The sequence below is a fragment of the Mycolicibacterium tokaiense genome (genome assembly GCF_010725885.1).
In the GTDB taxonomy this organism is placed as follows: Bacteria; Actinomycetota; Actinomycetes; order Mycobacteriales; family Mycobacteriaceae; genus Mycobacterium; species Mycobacterium tokaiense.
In genome coordinates this window covers 4,003,332-4,022,865 of the sequence record NZ_AP022600.1, presented here as the reverse complement: position 1 = coordinate 4,022,865, position 19,534 = coordinate 4,003,332, and the positions used below count along the sequence as shown (strand labels likewise).

Below are 19,534 nucleotides of genomic sequence, written 5' to 3'. Positions count from 1 at the left end.
CGTCACCCGCCGAGTTCGCTCATCCCCCCGCCAGGCCAACAGCGACCTCCACTCATTCCCGGCCGTCACCTGCCGAGTTCGCTCATCCCCCCGCCAGGCCAACAGCGACTTCCACTCATTCCCGGCCGTCACCCGCCGAGTTGGCGTCATCGAGCAGACGCCGCAACAGGTCTTGCGGGTCGCCGGGCCCCAGGGTGCGCGGCTCGGGCGGTTCATCCGGCTGCGCCGGTTCCTCGACCGTGGCGCCGGCCGGCGGAGGTGGCGGCGGCGCGACCGCCGGCGGCGGAGGTGGTGGCGCCAGGGCCGGCCCCTGCACCAGCGCGAGCTTGCCCTCCAATCGCGCCACGGCATCGGCCCGCACGGCGCGGCGCTGTTCCTCGGGGTCGTCATTGCCCGCGAAACACCCCGGCTGGGCCTCTTGGGCCACCGCCAGGGCGTCCCGGTACCGCGCGATGGCCGCGTCACGCTGACCGTCACGAAACGCCAGATCCCCCAGCGTCTCTCGCACCAGCAGCAGGTTCACCCGCGCCGGACAGGAGTCGGCATGTCCCAGCGCCTCGGTGAACGACTGCTCGGCATCGGGAAGCCGGCCGGCCAGGACGTCGGCCGTACCCGCGGCGAACGCGGTGGTGCCCGGCTCGATGATGTCGAGGATCTGCAACGAGGACACGTCGGCGTCCAGTGCCCCGATGTCGTGGCGGGCGAAGTCGTCGCGCGCCGAGCCCCCGAGCACCACCACGCTGATCATCTTGATACTGATCAGCAGCACCACGATGCACAACGGCGCCGAGTACAGCACGAGGCGGCGCCTGCTCATCGTCGCAGCCTGTTCCGGTGATACTCACGCAGGGTGAAGGCAATCTCGGCGAGTAGCAGCAGCGCCGCCAACAGCGCAGCCGCCCAATAGAATTCGTGTCGGTCAGCCACCTGCACCGACTCGACAGACGCGGCGTCCCCGATGTCCGGTAGCGCCGTACCGAGCGGCACCCCGAGCTGGTCGGCGATCTCCTGCAACCGGGCCGGGTCCGCGGGCTGGTACTCGAAAACCGCACCACCGGCCACCGATCCCGGCGCCAGATCGAACGCGCCGCGAGACACCACCGAGTCGGGATCGCCGGTGCCGAAGTAGAACACCAGATTCGGCGTGCCCGGGTACTGCGTTGCGGCAGTGTCGATCTTGCTACGCAGTACATCGCGGGCCGCGAACGCATTGGCCTGCAGCTGCGGGTCCGGCACAGTCGGCACATACGCCGTCAGCCCGCCGATCACCGACCGCAGACTCGCCACGTCCTCGGACAGCGGCCAGTCGACGGTGGCGCTGGTGGCAAACGAAATGAGGGCGACGCGGGCGCGGGGGTACTCGTCGAGCACACCGGTGAGCTGCGCGCGCATGTCGATCACAGGCGACTCGGCCGAGCGGTCCACCACCAGGAATATGTTGGGCCCCGCGGCGGCGGATGCGTCGGCCCCCACCTCGCGGTCGGCGTCGACGCCGGGCCGAGCGGCCGCCCCGACCAGCAGCAGCGCCGCGGTCGTCAGCCCGGCCCACCGCGCCAGCGCCTGCCACCGACCGCGCGAGCGTGGCTGCGCCCAGACGCGGTACAGCGCCAGCAGCCGCAGGAGGAGCACCACGGTGGCGATCACCAGGATCAGGGTCGTCGAACCGACCGGTGCGAACGTCATCGGCGCAACACCACCAACGTCAGACTCAACAGCACGGCGGCCACCGCCGCCGCGATCAGCGCAGGCTGCGGGGTGTCCCACGCCGCGCTGGTGACCAGCCGGCCGTCGGGCAGGACGACGGTGGGCGGATGATCGCGGATGCCGTCGAGTTGCGCTGCGAGCACCGGATCCAGGCCCGGTCCGGCGAGCGCGTCCGCGGACGGGTTGTACAGCGTCAGGGTGCCGCCGGTGGATTCGGCCAGCCCGCGCAGCGCGTCCGTGGACTCGGCGGAGTCCACCACATCGGCTCGCGCGACGACGTTGATCTGCACGTCCGCGTCGCGGGCGAGTTGCTCGAGCGCCTCGGCAGTGAACAGCGACCGTCTGGTGTCGGAGGCCGCCCCCAGCGAGCTGGGCCCGAAGTACACGAGCTGGCGCCGCGGGGCAGTGACATCGTCGGGAAAACCGCTGAGGCACAGGGCCAGCACGTCTGCGACGCTGCGCCGGTAATCGATGTAGTCGATATTGCGGGAGAATTCACCGGCCCGCGCCTGCAGTTCGGCGCGCTCGGCATCCGAGACCGCGGCACCGCTGTCGACCTGCTGCTGGATGCGGGCCAGACGCGCCAGACCCTGCAGTCGGTCGGTGACGTAGGTGTGGTCGCGGGTCAGCGGGATGACGCGCAGCGTCTGCGACGTCAGTCCCAGCCGTTGCCGGTCATAGGACTGCGCGAGACCGGCGTAGTAGCCGAGGAACTGCGCGCTGGCCGGGTCGGTGACAGGCTGTCCCAGGCACAGCATCGTGTCCTGCGGGTAGGCGGCGTCGAATGCCCGGGCGGCTTCGGGCAGCCCGGTCGGTCGGGCACCGGCCACCACCGCCGCAGCGAATGTCACGATCAGCAGTACCAGCGCGGTCGCCAGGGAGGCGACGTAGATGCGGTAGGCCCGGACGTACTCCGGCAGGGCGGTCAAGCGGGCGACGTTGGCCAGGTGCCGGACGTGTTTGCGGTCGGTGGCGAAGGGCGCCGTCCACACCGCCGCGGCCACAACGATCAGCGCGGCGAGTCCCACCAGGGTCACCGGCCACCAGTTCAGTGCCACGCCGCGATCACCTCCTGGGCCTGGCGTTCGAGCGCCGCCACGTCGGCGGTGGCCGCCGGGTCGAACTGCGCGGTGGTCAACCGGCCGAGTAGCGGAGCCGCGGACGCCACCAGAGGCACACCGCTGGAGGCGATCTCCCCGACGTGCTGGTACGGCGTCGGCACCCCGGTGGCCGATGCCAGGAAGGCCCGTAGGGTGCTGCTCAGTTCGGCGCAGGCCTGCACACCGGTGAGTTCACCGCGGCGGTGCCGTTGGCCGATGTCCCGCACGTCGTTGCCGAAGCGCCTGCGGATCACCCAGCTGCGCATGCCCCCTGGCTCGCGCGGCTCCGCTGCGCGTGCCGTCGGCCTGGTCGCCACATACACCCCGACGTACCAACCGGTCACCGCGAGCACGCCCACGATGCCGAGCACCAACCACCACCCCGAGTACGCCGGCGGTTCCCCGACGAACTGCAGCAGATCGTCAGCCGGCATGCCGATAGACCTGACTGAGTTGGGTGAGCGCAGAACGGATCTCGCCGCTGGCCCCGATCCGTGCGAACGGGATCCGGTTGGCGGTCAGGAAGTTGTTCAGGTTGACCGTGCGGCGCTCTTCGGCGGCGCGGTAGGCATCGGCCACCCGTGCGCCCAGGGTGGCTGCGCCGAGGACGAAACGCCCGGTGGCGACGTCGAATCCGTCGCGGTGGTCGTCGCCACCCAGCGCCGGCATGTCGGGGGTCAGTAACCACAGCACCTCGTGACGTCCCGACAATCGTTGCAGAGCCTGCTCCAGTGCCGGGGTGACATCGGGTTCGTCGGACACCACGATCACCAGCAGCCGGCTGCGGTGGGCGCGAGCCACATGGGCGAGCTGGGTGCCGATATCGCTCGGGCTGTCGGTGCCATGGGTGTAATACCGCTCCAGCAGGCTCTCGATGTGCGCCTCGCCGCGGCGGCTGCGGATCGACACCGCGCCGCGGCCGTCGCCGTAGACCATACCGACCTCGTCGCTGCGCGCCAGGGCGATCAACCCGACGGCGCCCATCGCGGTGACGGCGACGTCGCGCTTGACCTCCCCGCCGGGCGCCAGAGCGCCAACGTTGCGACCCCCATCGGCGACCAAGACGATCTTGTGATGCTGTTCGGAGACAAAGCGTTTCACCAAGACGTCGGTGGAGCGGGCCGATGCTTTCCAGTCGATGTCACGCACGTCATCGCCGGGCAGGTAGGGTCGCAATTCGTCGAGTTCCAGGGTCCTGGTGTGCAGCAGGGCATACCGGCCGCCGTCGAGCATGCCGCGGGTGTCGGTGCCGAAGTGTGATCGTGCGCGCTGCAGATGCCTGCCCATCAGCGCCGCTCAGGGCACCCGGACCGTCTGCAGCACCGCGTCGATCACGTCTTCGGCGGTGACACCGACGTTGACCGCCTCGAAGCCCAGGATCAGCCGGTGCCGCAGGATACGGTGGGCCAAGGCCCTGATGTCTTCCGGCAACACGTGATCGCGTCCCGACAGTACGGCCTTGGCTTTGGCGCAGCGACAGAACGCGATGGTGGCCCGAGGGCTGGCACCGTATTCGACCAGCCGGGCCAACTGCCCAGGCAGCTGACGGCCCGGCTGCCGCGTGACGTGCACCAGCTCGGTGACGTAGCGCACCAGCACCGGGTCCATGTGGACCGCCCGGGCAGCGTGCTGCACTCGGCGGATGTCGTCGAGAGTGACTGTGGCGGAGGGCTTTCGGTTGTCCTCGTAGACCCCGGCCTCCATGCGGAAGATCATCTCCGCTTCTTCGGCCGGCGTCGGGTACCGCAGCACCTCCTTGATCATGAAGCGGTCGGTCTGCGCCTCCGAGAGCGGATACGTGCCCTCCTGATCCACCGGGTTCTGGGTGGCGATCACCAGGAACGGTTCGGGAGTGGGGTGATCGACGCCGGCGATGGTGGTCTGTCGTTCCTCCATGGCCTCCAGCATGGCGCTCTGGGTCTTGGCACTGGAACGGTTGATCTCGTCGAGCAACACGATGTTGCTGTGCACCGGACCCAGTTGAGTGGTGAAGGTGTGCGCCGAGGAGTCGTAGATCTGGGTGCCGATGATGTCGCTGGGCAGCAGATCCGGTGTGCATTGGATACGGCGGAACTCTCCGGAGATGGCGTGGGCGACGGTGCGGGCGGCGGTGGTCTTGGCCAGCCCCGGGACCCCTTCGAGCAGCACGTGGCCGCCCGCGAGCAGACCGATCAGCAGCGATTCCCGCAGGTAGTCCTGACCCACCACGGTGGCCGAGAACTGGCGGGAAATGGCCTCGACGACATCGATGGCGTCTCTCATGGCGGCAGTCATATCTGCCAACTGGTACCCATCACTGGTCGTCACTAACGTCGGGCCCGTTCTCCAGCAACGCCCGGAAGCCGTCTTCGTCGAGAATCGGCACGCCCAGTTCGACGGCTTTGTCGTATTTGGAGCCGGGTGCGTCACCGGCCACCACGTAGGCCGTCTTCTTCGACACCGAGCCGGCGGCCTTGCCCCCGCGCACCAGGATGGCCTCTTTGGCCTGGTCTCGGGAGAACCCGGTCAGCGAGCCGGTGACCACGATCGACAGGCCTTCCAGGGTGCGTGTGATGCTGGCGTCCCGTTCGTCGGCCATCCGCACCCCGGCGGCGCGCCATTTGTCCACGATGGCGCAGTGCCAGTCGACGGTGAACCACTCGGTGACGGCGGCGGCGATGGTGGGTCCCACCCCTTCGGTGGCCGCGAGTTGTTCCTCGGTGGCCTCGGTGATGGCCTCGAGGCTGCCGAACTCTCCGGCCAGCGCGCGGGCGGCGGTGGGACCGACGTGGCGGATGGACAGTGCAACCAGCACCCGCCACAGCGGCTGGGCCTTGGACTTGTCCAGATTGGCCAGCAGACGCTTGCCGTTGGCCGAGAGCTCCCCGGCCTTGGTGGTGAACAACTCGGTGCGCAGCAGGTCTTCGGCGGTCAGGGTGAAGAGATCTCCCTCATCGGAGATCACCCCGGCCTGCAGCAGGGCGGTGGCCGCCTCGTAGCCCAGCCCCTCGATGTCGAAGGCGCCGCGCCCGGCCACGTGGAACACGCGCTCCCGCAGCTGCGCGGGGCATGACCGGGAATTGGGGCAGCGGATGTCGGCGTCGCCCTCTTTCGCCGGTTTCAAAGTGGTCCCGCATTCCGGGCACACGGTGGGCATCACGAACTCGGTTTCGGAGCCATCGCGCAGATCGACCACAGGGCCGAGCACCTCCGGGATGACGTCGCCGGCCTTGCGGATGACGACGGTGTCCCCGATCAGCACGCCCTTGCGCTTGACCTCCGACCCGTTGTGCAGGGTGGCCAGCCCGACGGTGGAGCCGGCCACCTTCACGGGTTCCATGTAGGCGAAGGGCGTGACCCGGCCGGTACGGCCGACGTTGACGCGGATGTCGAGCAGCTTGGTGGTGGCCTCTTCGGGCGGGTACTTGTAGGCGATGGCCCACCGGGGCGCCCGCGAGGTGGCGCCGAGGCGGCGCTGCAGCGCCACCTCGTCGACCTTGACCACCAAGCCGTCGATCTCGTGCTCGACGTCGTGGCGGTGCTCCCCCCAGTAGCTGACCCGCTCCTGCACCGCCTCGATGCCCTGCACCTTGGCGGTGTGCGTGGACACGGGCAGGCCCCAGGCCTTGAGCGCCAGGTACGCGTCGTGCAGCGTCGGCGGCGCGAAGCCCTCAGCGTGCCCCAGGCCGTGGCAGATCATCCGCAGCTTGCGCCGCGCGGTGACCGCGGGGTTCTTCTGCCGCAGAGAGCCCGCCGCCGAGTTGCGCGGATTGGCGAACGGGAGCTTGCCGTCCTCCACCAGGCCGGCGTTGAGCGCCTCGAAGTCGGCCACCCGGAAGAACACCTCACCGCGCACCTCGAGCACGGCGGGAATGGGGTACTCGTCGCTGGCCGTCAGCCGCTCCGGGACGTCCTCGATGGTGCGCGCGTTCAGCGTCACGTCCTCACCGGTGCGGCCGTCGCCGCGGGTGGCGGCGCGTTCCAGTCGGCCGTCGCGGTAGACCAACGCCAGCGCCACCCCGTCGATCTTCAGTTCGCACAGATAGTGAACGTCGTCGCCGACCTCGGTGCGGATGCGCACCGCCCAGGCGGCCAGCTCGTCGGCGTTGAAGGCGTTGTCCAGCGACAGCATGCGCTCGAGGTGGTCGACGGAACCGAACTCGGTGGCAAAGCCGGCACCGCCGACCAGCTGACTGGGTGAATCTGGGGTGCGTAGCTCGGGATAACGCTCTTCGATGGCGGTGAGCCGGCCCAGCAGCGCGTCGAACTCGCCGTCGGAGATGACAGGGGCGTCTTTGACGTAGTAACGGAACTGATGGCCGCGCACCTCGTCGGCCAACTCCTGCCACTGCCTGCGCGCGTCGGCAGTCGACTGGTCGGTCTCTTCTTCCGGTGAGCTCACCTGTGTCACGTTAGCGAAAGGGGCCGACACCTCTGCGGGCCTGGCTAACCTGGGGTCATGCCGCATCCGATCATGTTTCGTGATGACGACTTCGGCCTTGCCGAAGTGCGGCGGATCGCGCTGGCCTTCCCCGGCGCGTTCGAGAAGATCTCCCACGGCCGACCCGTGTTCTACGCCCCGAAGAGTTTTGTCTGGTACGGCGGCAGCTCCAAGCAGTCCGGGGCCGTCATGCGCTACGACCACGCGATCATCATCAAGCCCGCCGAGGCCGAGCGACCTGCGTTCGAGCAGGACCAGCGGTTCTTCTATCCCATGTACCTGGGCCCGTCCGGCTGGCTGGGTCTCGACCTGGCCGCCGCCGACGTGGACTGGTCGGAGGTGGCCGAGCTGATCGACACCTCCTACCGCCTGGTGGCCTCCAAAACACTGATCCGAGAACTCGACCAGCGAACCGAAGGAGTGTCGTGACATTTGCCAGCCCGTACCCCGAGGTCGACATCCCCGAAACCGGTGTGTACGACTACTTGTTCGGCGACTTGACCGAGGCCGACGCCGACAGGGTCGCGATGGTGGATGCCCCGACCGGCGCCGAACTGACCTACCGCGATCTGGTGACGCGCATCGACGCGTTCGCCGGCGCCCTGGCCGACCGGGGCATCGGAGTCGGTGACGTGGTGGGGCTGTTGGCTCCCAACAGCTCCGGCTTCGCCGTTGCCTTCCACGGCATTCTGCGGGCAGGCGCCACCGCAACGACCGTCAACGCGCTGTTCACCGCCAAGGACATCGCCAAGCAACTCACCGACGCCCACGCGAAGATGCTCATCACCGTCTCGGCTCTGTTGCCGCAGGCTGCCGAGGGTGCGCAACGGGCCGGGTTGTCGCCCGGCGAGATCGTCGTGCTCGACGGGTCGGGTGAGGCCCAGGAGGGGTCCGGCGGGCACCCCAGCGCCGATGATCTGTTGGCGTCCGGCGCGAATGCGCCGGCGGTGCAGTTCGACGCCGCCACTCATCTGGCGGCACTGCCGTACAGTTCGGGTACCACGGGAAATCCCAAGGGAGTCATGCTGACTCACCGCAACCTGGTGTCGAATGTGGCGCAGTTCCGCCCTGTTCAGGGCATCGCCGCCGACGACGTGGTGCTGGCCGTGCTGCCGTTCTTCCACATCTATGGCATGACGGTTCTGTTGAACGCCGCGCTGCACGCGCGCGCCCGTCTGATCGTCATGCCGTCATTCGACCTGCAGGCGTTCCTGGGCAATATCGCTGAGTTCCGCTGCACCATGGGCTTCATTGCCCCGCCGGTGGCGGTGGCACTGGCCAAGCACCCGGTGGTCGATCAGTACGACCTGTCGTCGCTGCGGGTGGTGATGTCGGGGGCCGCCCCGCTGGACGAAGACCTGGGGCACGCTGTCGCGAAACGGATCGGCTGCCAGGTGGTGCAGGGTTATGGCATGAGCGAGCTGTCACCGGTCAGCCACTGCACTCCGCCCGACGGCGGCAAGCAGATGTTCGGGGTGAGCGCTCCGCTGAGTTCGGTCGGCTGGACGGTGCCCAATTCCGCCAGCAAGATCATCGACCCGGCCTCCGGCGCCGAGATCGCCATTCCCGAGTCGGGTCGCAGCCAGACCGGGGAGCTGTGGTTCCGCGGGCCCAACGTGATGGCGGGATATCTGGGCAACGACAAGGCGACCGCGGAAACCATTGACGCCGAGGGCTTTCTGCACACAGGCGACATGGCGTGCGTGGACGCCGACGGCTGTGTCTACATCGTCGACCGACTCAAGGAACTGATCAAGTACAAGGGCTACCAGGTTCCGCCCGCCGAACTCGAGGCGTTGCTGTTGACACATCCCGAGATCGCCGACGCCGCTGTGGTCGGCGTGCTCGACGCAGACGGAGAGGAGATTCCGAAAGCCTTCGTGGTCAAGCAGTCCGGGGCAGAGTTGGACGAGGCAGCAGTCATGGAGTTCGTTGCTTCGCAGGTGGCGCCGTACAAGAAGGTGCGACAGGTGGCCTTCATCGATGCGGTGCCCAAGTCCGCGTCCGGCAAGATCCTGCGCAAGGATCTGCGCGGCCTCTAGGCGACTGTGGCCTCCTCACCGACCCAGGGCGGTTACCCAAAAGTAAGTACTTGCCTCGTGGTGAGGACCCGATGTTGACTCGTCCAGGGAAACCAACAGAGGGGTGTGCCCACATGACTCAGCGTGAGTTCTACTGCGGACTGGACGCCGCTCTGGCCGTTGTCGGAGGCCGCTGGAAGTTCCTGGTGCTGTGGCAGCTCGCCGTGTCCGGTCCGCAGCGGTTCGGCCAGCTGCGACGCCTCGTCGACGGCGTCACCGAGAAGGTACTGATCGGGGCACTCAGAGATCTCGAGGCAGACTCCATCGTCGACCGCAAGGACTTCCAGGAGCTTCCCCCTCATGTCGAGTACTCGTTGACCCCGTTCGGCGAGAGTCTTGCCGAAGCCTTGCAGCCGCTGTGCGAATGGGGCTACGAGCACATGGATCGCATCGGAGCGCGGGCGAGCCAACCCGTGAGGACGTGACAGTGGGCCTGGGCGGTCCTGACGGGCGGTCAGCGGTCCCGCCATGCGAGCATTCTCTCCAGCTCCGAGAAGTCGAATCCGTGCTCGTCTGGGTGAATCTCGCTGGTGAAGAGGGTGACACCCTCGGCCGCAAAGGCGTCAGAGGTCCTCTCGTCTGTCCAGTTGATCCCGCGTTCGATGGCTGCTTCGTCACGTCCGGCCTTGTCGGCGAGCCCCTTGAGCACGTCGTTCTTGCGACGGAACTCCTCGATGGGTTCGAAGCTGTGCCAGATGTCGGCGTGGCGCGCCACGAGCGGGAGAGTACGGCGCTCGCCGCCACCGCCGATGAGGATCGGAATGTCGCGTAGCGGCGCCGGATTCAACTGCTGCAGCCGGTTCTCGATGCGCTCCAAGCTTGCTTCGAAGTAGTCGAATCGGGATTTCGTCGTGCCGTACTCGTACTGGTAGACGTCGAAGTCCTTCTTGTACCAACCGGTTCCGAGTCCGAGGATGAGTCGGCCGCCACTGATGTGGTCGACGGTTCGTGCCATGTCGGCGAGCAGGTCGGGGTTACGGAAGGGAACGGCCGATACCAAGAGACCGATTTCGGCTTTTCTTGTGATCTCACCCCATGCCGCCAGGGCAGTCCATCCTTCGAAGTTGTTGACATCTGGTTGCTCGTCGTGCAGATGGGGAACACCGTCCACGATGTCGACGAAGGGCTTGTGCAGGTGGTCGTAGCCGAAGACCACGTCGGCGCCCAACTCCTCGGCGTGCTGCACTGCGTGGCGCCAGGTCGCGTAATCCGGCGTACCCCCGGGCCACAGTTGGATGCCGATGCGCACGCGGGAGGACTGGTTGACGGAATCGGTTGTGCTGGACATGTCGGGCATGATCGGTGCGCCTTTCGTTCATTACTGGGGTGGTCGGCCAGGCCGGGTGGCTTACGCAAGAACTGAGGAAACCCGCCGTTCCATCCCAGGCGCAAGTACCTACTTGTTTGTAAGTGCCTCCGGTGCTGACCTTTTCGGAGCGATTCCTGAGACCTCGGACGAGAAAACTTGTCGGTGGCCTCTGTTTGAATGGGGTCATGTCCACGAGCGCAACACTTTCGGCCGCTGACGGGGTAACCCCCGCGCAGCGGCTGGAGGTGTTGTTCGCCGAGATCGCGGAGCTCTCGGGGCAGCGCAACGCCATCGACGGGCGGATCGTGGAGATCATCGCCGAGATCGACCGCGACGGGCTGGCCGGCATCACCGGCTTCCGCTCGGTGGCCTCGCTGGTGGCCGCCAAAACCGGGGTCTCCCCGCATACGGCGCACACCTTCACCACGGTCGCCGAACGCGCCGAACAGTTCCCGCAGTGTGTGGCCGGGATGCGCGAGGGGTGGCTGTCGGTGGATCAGATCGGCGCGGTGGTCGACGGCGCCGCTGACGGCTCCGATGCTCACTACGCCCAATTCGCCCGGTATGCCACGGTCACCCAGATCCGCACAGCGGTCCGGCTCGAACCCCCACCCGCACCGCAACCCGAACCCGCGCCCGAGCCCGAGGCCGAACCGGCACCTGTTCCAGAACCTGAAGCGCCGCGATCGATCACCACCACCCACGGCCCCCACTCGACCACCTGGCACATCACCCTGCCCACCATGGAGGCCGCCGAATTCCAGGCAGGGCTGCAGTCCCATCAGGACAAGGTGGTCGCGGACTGGAAACGCGCCCACGCCGAGAACCTCACCGAGACCACCCCACCGTTCCCGACCCCGGTGGACGGGTTCCTGAGCCTGATGCGCGCCGGCTGGGACGCCGACGCCACCACACGCCCGCACGGGCAGCGCACCACCGTGGTGATCCACGTCGATGTCGAATCGCGCCTTGCGAACCTGCATCTGGGCCCCGTCCTCGCCGACGCCGACCGGCAGTACCTGCTCTGTGATGCCACCTGTGAGGTGTGGTTCGAACGCGACGGCCAGCCCATCGGCGCCGGACGCGAGACCCGCACCATCAACCGCCGGCTACGCCGCGCCCTCGAGCATCGTGATCACGGGACGTGTGTGGTGCCCGGCTGCGGCGCCACCCGCGGCCTGCACGCCCACCACCTGATCCACTGGGAGGACGGCGGCGCCACCGAACTCGACAATCTCGTGTTGGTGTGTCCGTATCACCATCGCCTGCACCACACACGGGGCATCACCTTGACGGGGCCGGCCAGCCGACTGGTGGTCACCGACGCCACCGGCCGACACCTCACCAACGGATCCCTGGCCCGGCCACCCACCACAGCGCCACCGCAAGTGGCTCCCCACCCCGGACCGGGCGGCGCTCGGTGTGACTGGTGGTGGTACACCCCCTACCAACCACCACCCGCGGCCGCGAGCTGACCACGCACGGTATCTTGGGCGGCATGTCGAGTCCTGAGACAAACAGGTCAGGGGCTGTCGGTCACACCGCCAGCCCCGATACCTTCTGAGCACCCCCTGCCCGGCGACGGGCGGGTTCTCGACTGCACTTTCGGGCTGGCCGTGGTGACGAGATGTCCTTCGAACCTCTCTCACCCCGGAGTACTCGATGCCTCCCACCCTCTATGCCCTTGCAATGGCCGTGTGTGTCATGGGCACGTCCGAATTCATGCTCGCGGGACTACTGTCCGCCATCGCGAGCGACCTCGGTGTTACCGTCGGCACCGCCGGCCTGTTGACTTCGGCGTTCGCCGTCGGGATGGTCATCGGCGCGCCGGCCATGGCGGCCGTCGCCCGACGCTGGCCGCCTCGGCAAGCGCTCTTCATCTGCCTGGCCGCATTCGCGACTTGTCATGTGCTCGGCGCGGTCACGACGCTGTTCCCCGTCCTGATGGCCACCCGATTAGTGGGCGCCGTCGCCAACGCAGGATTTCTCGCAGTCGCCTTGAGCACCGCGATCACGCTCGTACCAGCGGACCGTAGAGGTCGGGCGGTGTCAATTCTGTTGTCCGGCACCACGGTTGCAACCATCGTAGGCGTGCCGGCGGGTGCACTGCTCGGAAATGCTCTCGGCTGGCGCACCACGTTCTGGGCCATCGCCGTCCTCTGCATCCCTGCAGCCGTGGGGGTCATCCGCGGTGTGCGACACCGCGGAACCGTCAGAGCATCCGATGAACGCACACCCCCTCCGCTGACCGTCGAGTTCCGTCAATTGCGGTCCCCGCGGCTTGTCCGCGCACTGACACTCGGCGCACTCGTCAACGGCGGGACCTTCGCGGCATTCACGTTCCTCGCGCCGGTAGTCACCGACAGTGCCGGTTTGAGCCGCAACTGGATTACCCTCGCGCTCGCGGTGTTCGGGGTCGGATCGTTTGTGGGTGTCACGATCGCCGGACGCCTCTCGGATCGGCGGCCAGGCCTCGTGCTCGCCATCGGCGGCCCGCTGCTGACGGCGGGATGGGTGGCGATGGCCCTATGTCAGACCCTGCCTGTTGCGCTCATCCTGCTGGTCTTTGTGCAGGGTCTACTGGCATTCGGCGTGGGAACCACGGTGATTTCCCGGGCTCTCCAAACGGCGACGGATGCCCCGACGATGGGCGGTTCCTACGCGACAGCGGCGCTGAACATCGGCGCCGCGGGCGGACCCGTTGTGGGAGGCCTCTCTTTGAGCTCGGACCTGGGAACCTCGGGGCCTCTCTGGGTTGCTGCGGCACTGACGGGCACAGCACTGGTGTTGATGACGCTGTGTCGGCCCATCTGACCTCAGTCCTCCACAAACGCCTTCAGTCGACCGAGGGCGTGGTCCCAGCGGGCCGAGAGCTCCGCGAGATAGTCACCGGCCTCGGCAAGAGGGGCGGGATCAACGGTCCAGATCCGTTCCCTTCCCTGCTTGGCGCTACCCACCACCCCGGCGGCCGACAACAGCTCCAGGTGTTTGGTGGTGGCCTGCCTACTCAGTGAAATCACCTGCGCCACTTGCAGAGTGGACCGCGGACCACTCTCGCAAAGGTGGGTGACGATCCGCAGCCGGTGTGGGTCGCCCAGTGCGCCGAACAACGCCGCGCTGCTCATCCCTGCCTCGCCAGGAACGCAGCCACCAGCCGGGTCTGCAGCTCCCAACCCTCGGAGTTGCCTTCGAACGTGCCTCTGCGATGCTCAGCGGGTAGCGCGTCGAAGCCGGATTCGACGATCTCGAGCAGCGTATCGGGGCCACGCTCGGTGAGGACGAATTCGACGAGCGTGGTGAGGTCGGCGAATTCGGGCTCCGACAAGGGATTCCACCGAAACGCCAGCCGGTGCGGCGGTTCGACCGCGTCGATCCAGAGAGTGACAGGCGCTCCTACGTACGGTCGCTGTCGGGCGGCCACGTCCTCGTCCACCGACGTCTCGACAATCCGGCCGCTCACCTGGGCTCCCGGCACAAAACCGCCGTTGAGCTCCATACCGAACCACGTTCCGAACTTGGTCGAGTCGCTGATGGCCTCCCACACGCGCGAAATGGGAGCGTGCAATTCGACGGACTTCTCGATGCGATCCATGGGCAACCTCCTGGTTGCCCATCAGATCACCATACCGAGACGAAAAAGGCAACCTTTTTATTGCCTGTTAGATCGCCTCCGGATCCTGCTCGAAACCGTCGGCCACGCTCTGCGCCAGTCCGATCGCCGTGCGCGCCCAGGCCAAGGTGGCGCCGGCCAGTCCGCAAGCGGGCGTGATGCCGACCCGCTCGCGCAGCACGGTCCGGTTGAAGCCCAGCCGGTCAGTGATCCGCGCGGCCTCTTCGGCCACCTGCTCGACAGCACGGCGCTGGGCCGGTTCGACGGCAGGCACCACCCCCAACATCACTGCGGTGCCGTCCTGCAGCATCTCGCCGATGCCGTCGAGATCCTGGGGCTGCAAAGTCGTCACGTCGACCGACACGGCACTGATGGCGCTGCGCTGCAGCAGCTTCCACGGCAGATCCGCCGCGCAGCAGTGCAGAGCCACCTCGGTACCCGCCGCCGCCACCACGATGTCGAGCAGTTCAACCGCGGCCGCCTCGTCCACCGGATGTACCGGCGTCACCCCGGTGACGCCGGTCAGCCGGCCCGCCAGCGCAGCGGGCAGCGAGGGCTCGTCGAGCTGCACCACAACGGTGGTGCCCAGCCGGCGGGCCACCTCGGCTCTGTGCACCGCGATGCCTTCGGCCAGCGATTCGGTGAGATCGCGCAGGGCACCGGCGTCGGTGATGGCGCGGTGTCCGCCACCCAGTTCCAGCTGCGCCGCCAAAGTGATGGGACCGGGCGCCTGGATCTTGACCGTGCGCTGCGACGCGCCCAGACCGGCCTTTTCCCAAGCCTCTTCGAGCGCGTCGAGATCTTCCCCGAGCAGGCTGACAGCACGGCGGGCCACGGCACCCGGACGTGTGGCGACGCGGTAGCCGCGCGGCACCGTGTCGATGGTGATGTCCACCAGCAGCGCACCTGCTCTGCCGATCAGGTCGGCCCCCACTCCCCTGGCCGGAAGCTCGACCAGGTGGGTGAGGGTGTGCAGTTCGCCGACGACCACCTCGGCGGCATCTCGGGCCGACGTGCCGGGCCAGGAGCCGATACCGGTGGCGGCCGCGAACGCTGTAGTGGTCACGGCCCAACCGTAGCCTGAGTGGGGACTACCAGGTCCAGACGGTCGGATCCACCGGCGGATAGTTCATGCAGACCTCGGTGCCGTGGGCGACGACGCCTTTGTTGTTGAAGAACAGCTTGGCCCAGTTGGGCCAGTTCCAGGCCAGGGTCTCGTAGAAGGCGTTGGTGGCGGTTTCTTCGGAGTAGGCGCGCCGGCCGGTGTAGTCCATGGAGAAGAACCAGCTGATGCGGTCGCGGGCCCACTTCTGCACGTCGGGGGACTTGTTGTTGTAGTCGATGATGTAGCGCTCGTAGTACAGCGGGTCGGTGTCACGCACCGCGGCCATGTACTGGTCGACGGTGCAGGTGGTCTTGAGCATCCGCGACGGGATCGGATACTCGTCGGTGGCGTCGGCCGCTGCCGGCGCGGCCAGCAGCACGGACATCCCGGCGAGCACCACCATCAGGACACGCTTCATCGTCCACTCCGATCGGCAGCCTGCTGCAACACGAACATCTGGTCGGGGCAGTAGATCGGGATGCCGGCACCGACGAACTGCCAGGCCTGATCCGTGGTGGACCCCTTCTGCAACTGCGCATGCACAAAAGCTGCCGAGGCGAAGGCATCCCGGTCGTGGCCGTTGCGCAGCCGCTTGCACATGATTTTGCCGATCCAGGCGTTGAAGTCCTTCTGCCCGTAGATCCCGAAGGTGTGCAACTGCTCGGCGAAGGCCTCATCGGGATCAGCGGCCGCCGTCGGCGCAGCACCGAGCAACAGCACCGAAACACCGAGCGCGGCAACGATTCCCCGGATCACGACACCACCTCCGCCGGGCGAGCCGCGGGCCAGGGCTGCGGCTTGGGCCGCGGTCGCACGTGCAGCGGCCACCAGAACCACTTGCCCATCAGCGCCGCGATGGAGGGCGTCATCAGCGACCGCACCACCAGAGTGTCGAACAGCAGGCCCAAACCGATGGTGCTGCCCACCTGTCCGATCACGATCATGTCGCTGACCAGCATCCCGATCATGGTGAACGCGAAAACGAAACCGGCGGCGGTCACTACGGAACCGGTGCCTGCCATGGACCGGATGATCCCGGTGTTGAGCCCGGCGCCGATCTCCTCCTTCATCCGTGATACCAGCAGCAGGTTGTAGTCCGCACCGACAGCCAGTAGCACGATCACCGACATCGGCAGCACCATCCAGCCCAGTGGGATGCCGACCACGTGCTGCCACAGCAGCACCGACAACCCGAACGAGGTGCCGAGGCTGAGCACCACCGTCCCGACGATGACGGCAGCTGCCGCCACCGCCCGCGTGAGGATCACCATGATCAAGAAGATCAGGATCAGCGAGGCCACCGCCGCGATCAGCAGGTCGTAGTCCGCGCCCTGCTGCATGTCCTTGTAGGTGGCCGCGCTACCGCCGACGTACACCGTGGACCCTTCCAGCGGCGTGCCTTTGATGGCGTCGGCGGCGGCGACACGCATCGGCTCGATCCGCTCAGTGCCGGCCTCGCTGAGCGGGTCGCCCTGGTGGAAGACCGTGAAGCGCACCGCTTGGCCGTCGGGTGACATCATCAGCTTCATGCCGCGCTGGAAGTCAGCGGTCTCGAACGCCTCCGGTGGCAGGTAGAAGGTGTCGTCGTTGCGGGCGGTGTCGAACGCCTCCCCCATCGCCGTGTTGTCCTGCTGCATGGCAATGTTCTGATCCTGCTGCATCTTCTGCGCCTGGTACTGATTCAGCATGATCTGCTTCTGGTTCTTCATCGTCTGGATCATCGCCGGCATCAGCGCTGCCATCTGCGGGGTCAACTGAGCCATCCGCTCGAGATCGGGAACAATCTCCGCGAAGTCGTCGGACATGGTGCTGATTCCGTCGAGGCTCTCGAAGATCGACCGCAGCGCCCAGCACATCGGGATGTCGTAGCAGTGCGGCTCCCAGTAGAAGTAGTTGCGCAGGGGGCGGAACTGATCATCAAAATTGGCCAGGCTGTCGCGCACCTCGTTGAGATTCACCGACGTATCGGCCATCTTGTCGGCCATCCGGCGGGTGACGTCGGCCAACTCCAGCGTGATGCTCTGCATCTTCTCCATCGAGTCGATGGTCACCTGCATCTCGTTGGCCTGCTGCAGGGTGTTCTCCAGGACCGTCTGCTGGAAGTCGTTGTTCATCAATTGCCCGGTGCCGCTCTGGCTCACGGTGTACGCCAGCGAGGCGTGTTTGATCGGCTTGCCGTCCGGGCGGGTGATCGTGGTGACCGACGCAATGCCGTGCACCCGGGTCAGCGCCTTGGCGATCTTCTCGATCACCAGGAAGTCCGCCGGGTTGCGCATGTCGTGATCGGCTTCCACCATCACCAGGTCGGGGTTCATCTTGGCGTCGGAGAAGTGCCGGTCGGCCGCGGCGTAGCCCACGTTGGCGGGCACGTCGTCGGGCAGATAGATGCGGTCGTTGTAGGTGGTGTGGTAGCCGGGCAGGGTCAACAGCCCCACCATGCAGAGCACCAGGGCCATCACCAGGATGGCGCCGGGCCAGCGAACCGTCGCCGCACCAAGGCGGCGCCAGCCGCGGGCGCGAGCACCGCGCTTGGGCTCCAACACTTTTCCGAATCGGGTGACGATCGAGATCAGGGCGGGGCCCAGCGTCAGCGCCGCCGCCACCACAATCGTCATACCGACCGCCAGCGGGATGCCCATGCTCTGGAAGTAGGGCAGCCGGGTGAAGTGCAGGCACAGCGTGGCGCCGGCGATGGTCAGACCGGAGGCCAGCACCACATGCGCGGTGCCGTGGAACATGTCGTAGTAGGCCGACTCCCGGTCCATCCCGTTGCGGCGCGCCTCCTGATAGCGGCCGATCAGGAAGATGGCGTAGTCCGTGGCGGCCGCGATCGCCAGTGTCACCACCATGCTGGTGGCGAAGGTGGTCAGACCGAACACCTCGTAGAAGCCGAGGAAGGAGACGATTCCGCGGGCGGAGAGCAGTCCGACGAACACCATGGCCATGGTGACAAGCGTCGTGACAAAGGACCGGTAGATGATCAAGAGCATCACGATGATGATCCCGATCGTCACGCTCTCAATGGTTTTCATGCTGGCATCGCCGACGATGTTCTGGTCGGTGGTCAGAGCCGCGGGTCCGGTGACGTAGGCCTTCACCCCGGGTGGCGCTTCGTTTCCGTCGACGATGTCGCGCACCGTCTGCACCGATTCGTTGGCCAGGGCCTCACCCTGGTCACCGGCGATGTACACCTGGACGTAGGCGGCTTTGCCGTCGATGCTCTGTGCTCCGGCCGCCGTCAGCGTGTCACCCCAGAAGTCCATGACGTGCTGGACGTGCGTGGTGTCGGCGTTCAGTTCGCGGACGATGTTGTCGTAGTACGTGTGGGCGTCCGGGCCCAGCGGCTCGTCGCCTTCGACGACGATCATCACCGAGCTCGAGGTGTCGTACTCCTGGAACTTCTCGCCGACGTGCTTGGTGGCGATCAGCGACGGTGCATCGTTGGGGCTCATGGACACCGCGCGCAGCTTGCCGACCTCTTCGAGCTGCGGGACCACGGTGTTGAGCAGCGCGACGATGACGATCCAGATCAGGACGATCGGGACCGCGAACATCCGGATGAAGCGCGGCAGCGCCGGGCGCTTGGTGTGCCTGGCAGCCGGCATGGGGTTGGTCGGCGCGTCTGTGATCGTCATGCTGCCTTCACCAGGCAGTAGGTGGCGGCATTCACTCCGTCAGCCGTCCTTTCGTCTTTCACCTCGTCATCGACGGTGACGCGGCAGCTGATGGATTGGCCGTTGCCCTGGGCCATGATGTTCGGCATCACCGACGGCAGAGTCGTTTCCAAGGTCAGAGACCAGGGCAGACTCACTTCGCCGGTGCGCTGCGGGGTGCCATCGAGGTCGGCATAGTTGATGGTGGCCGTCGATCCGGTGCCGAAGACCTCGTAGGTGACGACCTTGGGGTTGAAGTTCTCGGCGGTGTCTGCGTCCACCGGTGTCACGACGGCACCGTCCGAACCGAAGACCGAGCGCAGATTCGACACCGCCAGGGCGCCGATGACCACCGCAGCCACCACCAGGACGGGCAACCACACCCGCTTGACGACGGTGATCACTGCGCAGTGACCCTGCGAAAGACGTTGCCGCAACGGGTTTTCCCAGCCGTTTTCGGGCGCGCGAGGACTACACGCAAGGTCGTGCCTTTCAGTGGACGCCGCGGGCCGCAGTCGGCATGCGATCTCAGGAAAACTTAAGTCAGCAAGT

Annotated in this window: 20 protein-coding genes; 5 read left to right on the top strand and 15 right to left on the bottom strand. The window is 67.0% G+C overall.

Annotated elements, in window-relative coordinates; all coding sequences use genetic code 11:
* Positions 1–115: 115 nt before the first annotated feature.
* From G6N58_RS19590 to ligA, 7 genes are read right to left on the bottom strand one after another with little or no spacing between them, the layout of a single operon-like run.
* Complete coding sequence (locus G6N58_RS19590; protein ID WP_115277591.1) at positions 116–817, bottom strand: tetratricopeptide repeat protein; 702 nt, start codon at positions 815–817, stop codon at positions 116–118.
* On the bottom strand, positions 814–1,683 hold the full coding sequence (locus G6N58_RS19585) for a vWA domain-containing protein (protein ID WP_115277592.1): 870 nt from the start codon (positions 1,681–1,683) through the stop codon (positions 814–816). The genes G6N58_RS19590 and G6N58_RS19585 overlap by 4 nt, the downstream gene beginning before the upstream one ends.
* Complete coding sequence (locus G6N58_RS19580; protein ID WP_115277593.1) at positions 1,680–2,762, bottom strand: hypothetical protein; 1,083 nt, start codon at positions 2,760–2,762, stop codon at positions 1,680–1,682. Before G6N58_RS19580 ends, G6N58_RS19585 begins: the two co-directional genes overlap by 4 nt.
* The gene (locus G6N58_RS19575; protein ID WP_068916268.1) at positions 2,753–3,238 is read right to left on the bottom strand and encodes a hypothetical protein; all 486 of its coding nucleotides are present in this window, start codon (positions 3,236–3,238) and stop codon (positions 2,753–2,755) included. Before G6N58_RS19575 ends, G6N58_RS19580 begins: the two co-directional genes overlap by 10 nt.
* Positions 3,228–4,091, bottom strand: a complete 864-nt coding sequence (locus G6N58_RS19570; RefSeq protein WP_115277594.1) for a DUF58 domain-containing protein — start codon at positions 4,089–4,091, stop codon at positions 3,228–3,230. Before G6N58_RS19570 ends, G6N58_RS19575 begins: the two co-directional genes overlap by 11 nt.
* Before the next feature lie 9 nt (positions 4,092–4,100).
* Positions 4,101–5,078 carry an AAA family ATPase gene (locus tag G6N58_RS19565; protein WP_115277595.1) on the bottom strand — a complete coding sequence of 326 codons (978 nt, stop codon included), beginning with the start codon at positions 5,076–5,078 and terminating at the stop codon, positions 4,101–4,103.
* A gap of 19 nt (positions 5,079–5,097) precedes the next feature.
* Positions 5,098–7,251, bottom strand: a complete 2,154-nt coding sequence (gene ligA, locus G6N58_RS19560) for an NAD-dependent DNA ligase LigA (RefSeq protein ID WP_115277596.1) — start codon at positions 7,249–7,251, stop codon at positions 5,098–5,100.
* Here ligA and G6N58_RS19555 point away from each other — a divergent pair.
* From G6N58_RS19555 to G6N58_RS19545, 3 genes are all read left to right on the top strand, one after another.
* A complete protein-coding gene (locus G6N58_RS19555) occupies positions 7,243–7,653 on the top strand; it encodes an MmcQ/YjbR family DNA-binding protein (RefSeq protein WP_115277597.1) in 411 nt (136 codons plus the stop codon). The two genes, ligA and G6N58_RS19555, sit on opposite strands and share 9 nt — an antisense overlap.
* Positions 7,650–9,266, top strand: coding sequence for a 4-coumarate--CoA ligase family protein (locus tag G6N58_RS19550; RefSeq protein ID WP_115277598.1), 1,617 nt, complete (start codon positions 7,650–7,652; stop codon positions 9,264–9,266). The genes G6N58_RS19555 and G6N58_RS19550 overlap by 4 nt, the downstream gene beginning before the upstream one ends.
* Before the next feature lie 113 nt (positions 9,267–9,379).
* Positions 9,380–9,730 carry a winged helix-turn-helix transcriptional regulator gene (locus tag G6N58_RS19545; RefSeq protein ID WP_115277599.1) on the top strand — a complete coding sequence of 117 codons (351 nt, stop codon included), beginning with the start codon at positions 9,380–9,382 and terminating at the stop codon, positions 9,728–9,730.
* 29 nt (positions 9,731–9,759) lie between these two features.
* On the opposite strand, the gene G6N58_RS19540 is transcribed toward G6N58_RS19545, so the two are convergent.
* Positions 9,760–10,593: an LLM class F420-dependent oxidoreductase gene (locus G6N58_RS19540; RefSeq protein ID WP_115281401.1), complete on the bottom strand. Its 834-nt coding sequence runs from the start codon at positions 10,591–10,593 to the stop codon at positions 9,760–9,762.
* Positions 10,594–10,799: 206 nt separating this feature from the next.
* On the opposite strand from G6N58_RS19540, the gene G6N58_RS19535 reads away from it, so the two are divergent.
* Positions 10,800–12,089, top strand: coding sequence for an HNH endonuclease signature motif containing protein (locus G6N58_RS19535; protein ID WP_115277600.1), 1,290 nt, complete (start codon positions 10,800–10,802; stop codon positions 12,087–12,089).
* Between the two features lie 187 nt (positions 12,090–12,276).
* Positions 12,277–13,428, top strand: coding sequence for a Cmx/CmrA family chloramphenicol efflux MFS transporter (locus G6N58_RS19530; RefSeq protein ID WP_115277601.1), 1,152 nt, complete (start codon positions 12,277–12,279; stop codon positions 13,426–13,428).
* Between the two features lie 2 nt (positions 13,429–13,430).
* On the opposite strand, the gene G6N58_RS19525 is transcribed toward G6N58_RS19530, so the two are convergent.
* The 7 genes from G6N58_RS19525 to G6N58_RS19495 all read right to left on the bottom strand — a co-directional run bounded on the left by G6N58_RS19525 (position 13,431) and on the right by G6N58_RS19495 (position 19,386).
* On the bottom strand, positions 13,431–13,739 hold the full coding sequence (locus G6N58_RS19525) for an ArsR/SmtB family transcription factor (RefSeq protein ID WP_115277602.1): 309 nt from the start codon (positions 13,737–13,739) through the stop codon (positions 13,431–13,433).
* On the bottom strand, positions 13,736–14,206 hold the full coding sequence (locus tag G6N58_RS19520) for an SRPBCC domain-containing protein (protein ID WP_308213278.1): 471 nt from the start codon (positions 14,204–14,206) through the stop codon (positions 13,736–13,738). The genes G6N58_RS19525 and G6N58_RS19520 overlap by 4 nt, the downstream gene beginning before the upstream one ends.
* Before the next feature lie 67 nt (positions 14,207–14,273).
* Complete coding sequence (locus G6N58_RS19515; RefSeq protein ID WP_115277604.1) at positions 14,274–15,290, bottom strand: uroporphyrinogen decarboxylase/cobalamine-independent methonine synthase family protein; 1,017 nt, start codon at positions 15,288–15,290, stop codon at positions 14,274–14,276.
* 25 nt (positions 15,291–15,315) lie between these two features.
* On the bottom strand, positions 15,316–15,747 hold the full coding sequence (locus G6N58_RS19510) for a DUF5078 domain-containing protein (protein WP_115277605.1): 432 nt from the start codon (positions 15,745–15,747) through the stop codon (positions 15,316–15,318).
* The gene (locus G6N58_RS19505) at positions 15,744–16,082 is read right to left on the bottom strand and encodes a DUF732 domain-containing protein (RefSeq protein ID WP_115281402.1); all 339 of its coding nucleotides are present in this window, start codon (positions 16,080–16,082) and stop codon (positions 15,744–15,746) included. Before G6N58_RS19505 ends, G6N58_RS19510 begins: the two co-directional genes overlap by 4 nt.
* Positions 16,082–18,964 carry an MMPL/RND family transporter gene (locus G6N58_RS19500; RefSeq protein WP_115277606.1) on the bottom strand — a complete coding sequence of 961 codons (2,883 nt, stop codon included), beginning with the start codon at positions 18,962–18,964 and terminating at the stop codon, positions 16,082–16,084. The genes G6N58_RS19505 and G6N58_RS19500 overlap by 1 nt, the downstream gene beginning before the upstream one ends.
* Positions 18,961–19,386: an MmpS family transport accessory protein gene (locus G6N58_RS19495; protein ID WP_068916255.1), complete on the bottom strand. Its 426-nt coding sequence runs from the start codon at positions 19,384–19,386 to the stop codon at positions 18,961–18,963. Before G6N58_RS19495 ends, G6N58_RS19500 begins: the two co-directional genes overlap by 4 nt.
* Between the last annotated feature and the right edge of the window lie 148 nt (positions 19,387–19,534).

What these genes read in the sequence shown, in the direction of transcription:
- G6N58_RS19590 (WP_115277591.1), bottom strand. Translation starts at nt 817, where the DNA reads ATGAGCAGGCGCCGCCTCGTGCTGTACTCGGCGCCGTTGTGCATCGTG.
- G6N58_RS19585 (WP_115277592.1), bottom strand. Translation starts at nt 1,683, where the DNA reads ATGACGTTCGCACCGGTCGGTTCGACGACCCTGATCCTGGTGATCGCC.
- G6N58_RS19575 (WP_068916268.1), bottom strand. Translation starts at nt 3,238, where the DNA reads ATGCCGGCTGACGATCTGCTGCAGTTCGTCGGGGAACCGCCGGCGTAC.
- G6N58_RS19570 (WP_115277594.1), bottom strand. Translation starts at nt 4,091, where the DNA reads ATGGGCAGGCATCTGCAGCGCGCACGATCACACTTCGGCACCGACACC.
- G6N58_RS19565 (WP_115277595.1), bottom strand. Translation starts at nt 5,078, where the DNA reads ATGACTGCCGCCATGAGAGACGCCATCGATGTCGTCGAGGCCATTTCC.
- G6N58_RS19555 (WP_115277597.1), top strand. Translation starts at nt 7,243, where the DNA reads ATGCCGCATCCGATCATGTTTCGTGATGACGACTTCGGCCTTGCCGAA.
- ligA (WP_115277596.1), bottom strand. Translation starts at nt 7,251, where the DNA reads ATGCGGCATGACCCCAGGTTAGCCAGGCCCGCAGAGGTGTCGGCCCCT.
- G6N58_RS19545 (WP_115277599.1), top strand. Translation starts at nt 9,380, where the DNA reads ATGACTCAGCGTGAGTTCTACTGCGGACTGGACGCCGCTCTGGCCGTT.
- G6N58_RS19540 (WP_115281401.1), bottom strand. Translation starts at nt 10,593, where the DNA reads ATGTCCAGCACAACCGATTCCGTCAACCAGTCCTCCCGCGTGCGCATC.
- G6N58_RS19535 (WP_115277600.1), top strand. Translation starts at nt 10,800, where the DNA reads ATGTCCACGAGCGCAACACTTTCGGCCGCTGACGGGGTAACCCCCGCG.
- G6N58_RS19530 (WP_115277601.1), top strand. Translation starts at nt 12,277, where the DNA reads ATGCCTCCCACCCTCTATGCCCTTGCAATGGCCGTGTGTGTCATGGGC.
- G6N58_RS19525 (WP_115277602.1), bottom strand. Translation starts at nt 13,739, where the DNA reads ATGAGCAGCGCGGCGTTGTTCGGCGCACTGGGCGACCCACACCGGCTG.
- G6N58_RS19520 (WP_308213278.1), bottom strand. Translation starts at nt 14,206, where the DNA reads ATGGATCGCATCGAGAAGTCCGTCGAATTGCACGCTCCCATTTCGCGC.
- G6N58_RS19510 (WP_115277605.1), bottom strand. Translation starts at nt 15,747, where the DNA reads ATGAAGCGTGTCCTGATGGTGGTGCTCGCCGGGATGTCCGTGCTGCTG.
- G6N58_RS19500 (WP_115277606.1), bottom strand. Translation starts at nt 18,964, where the DNA reads ATGACGATCACAGACGCGCCGACCAACCCCATGCCGGCTGCCAGGCAC.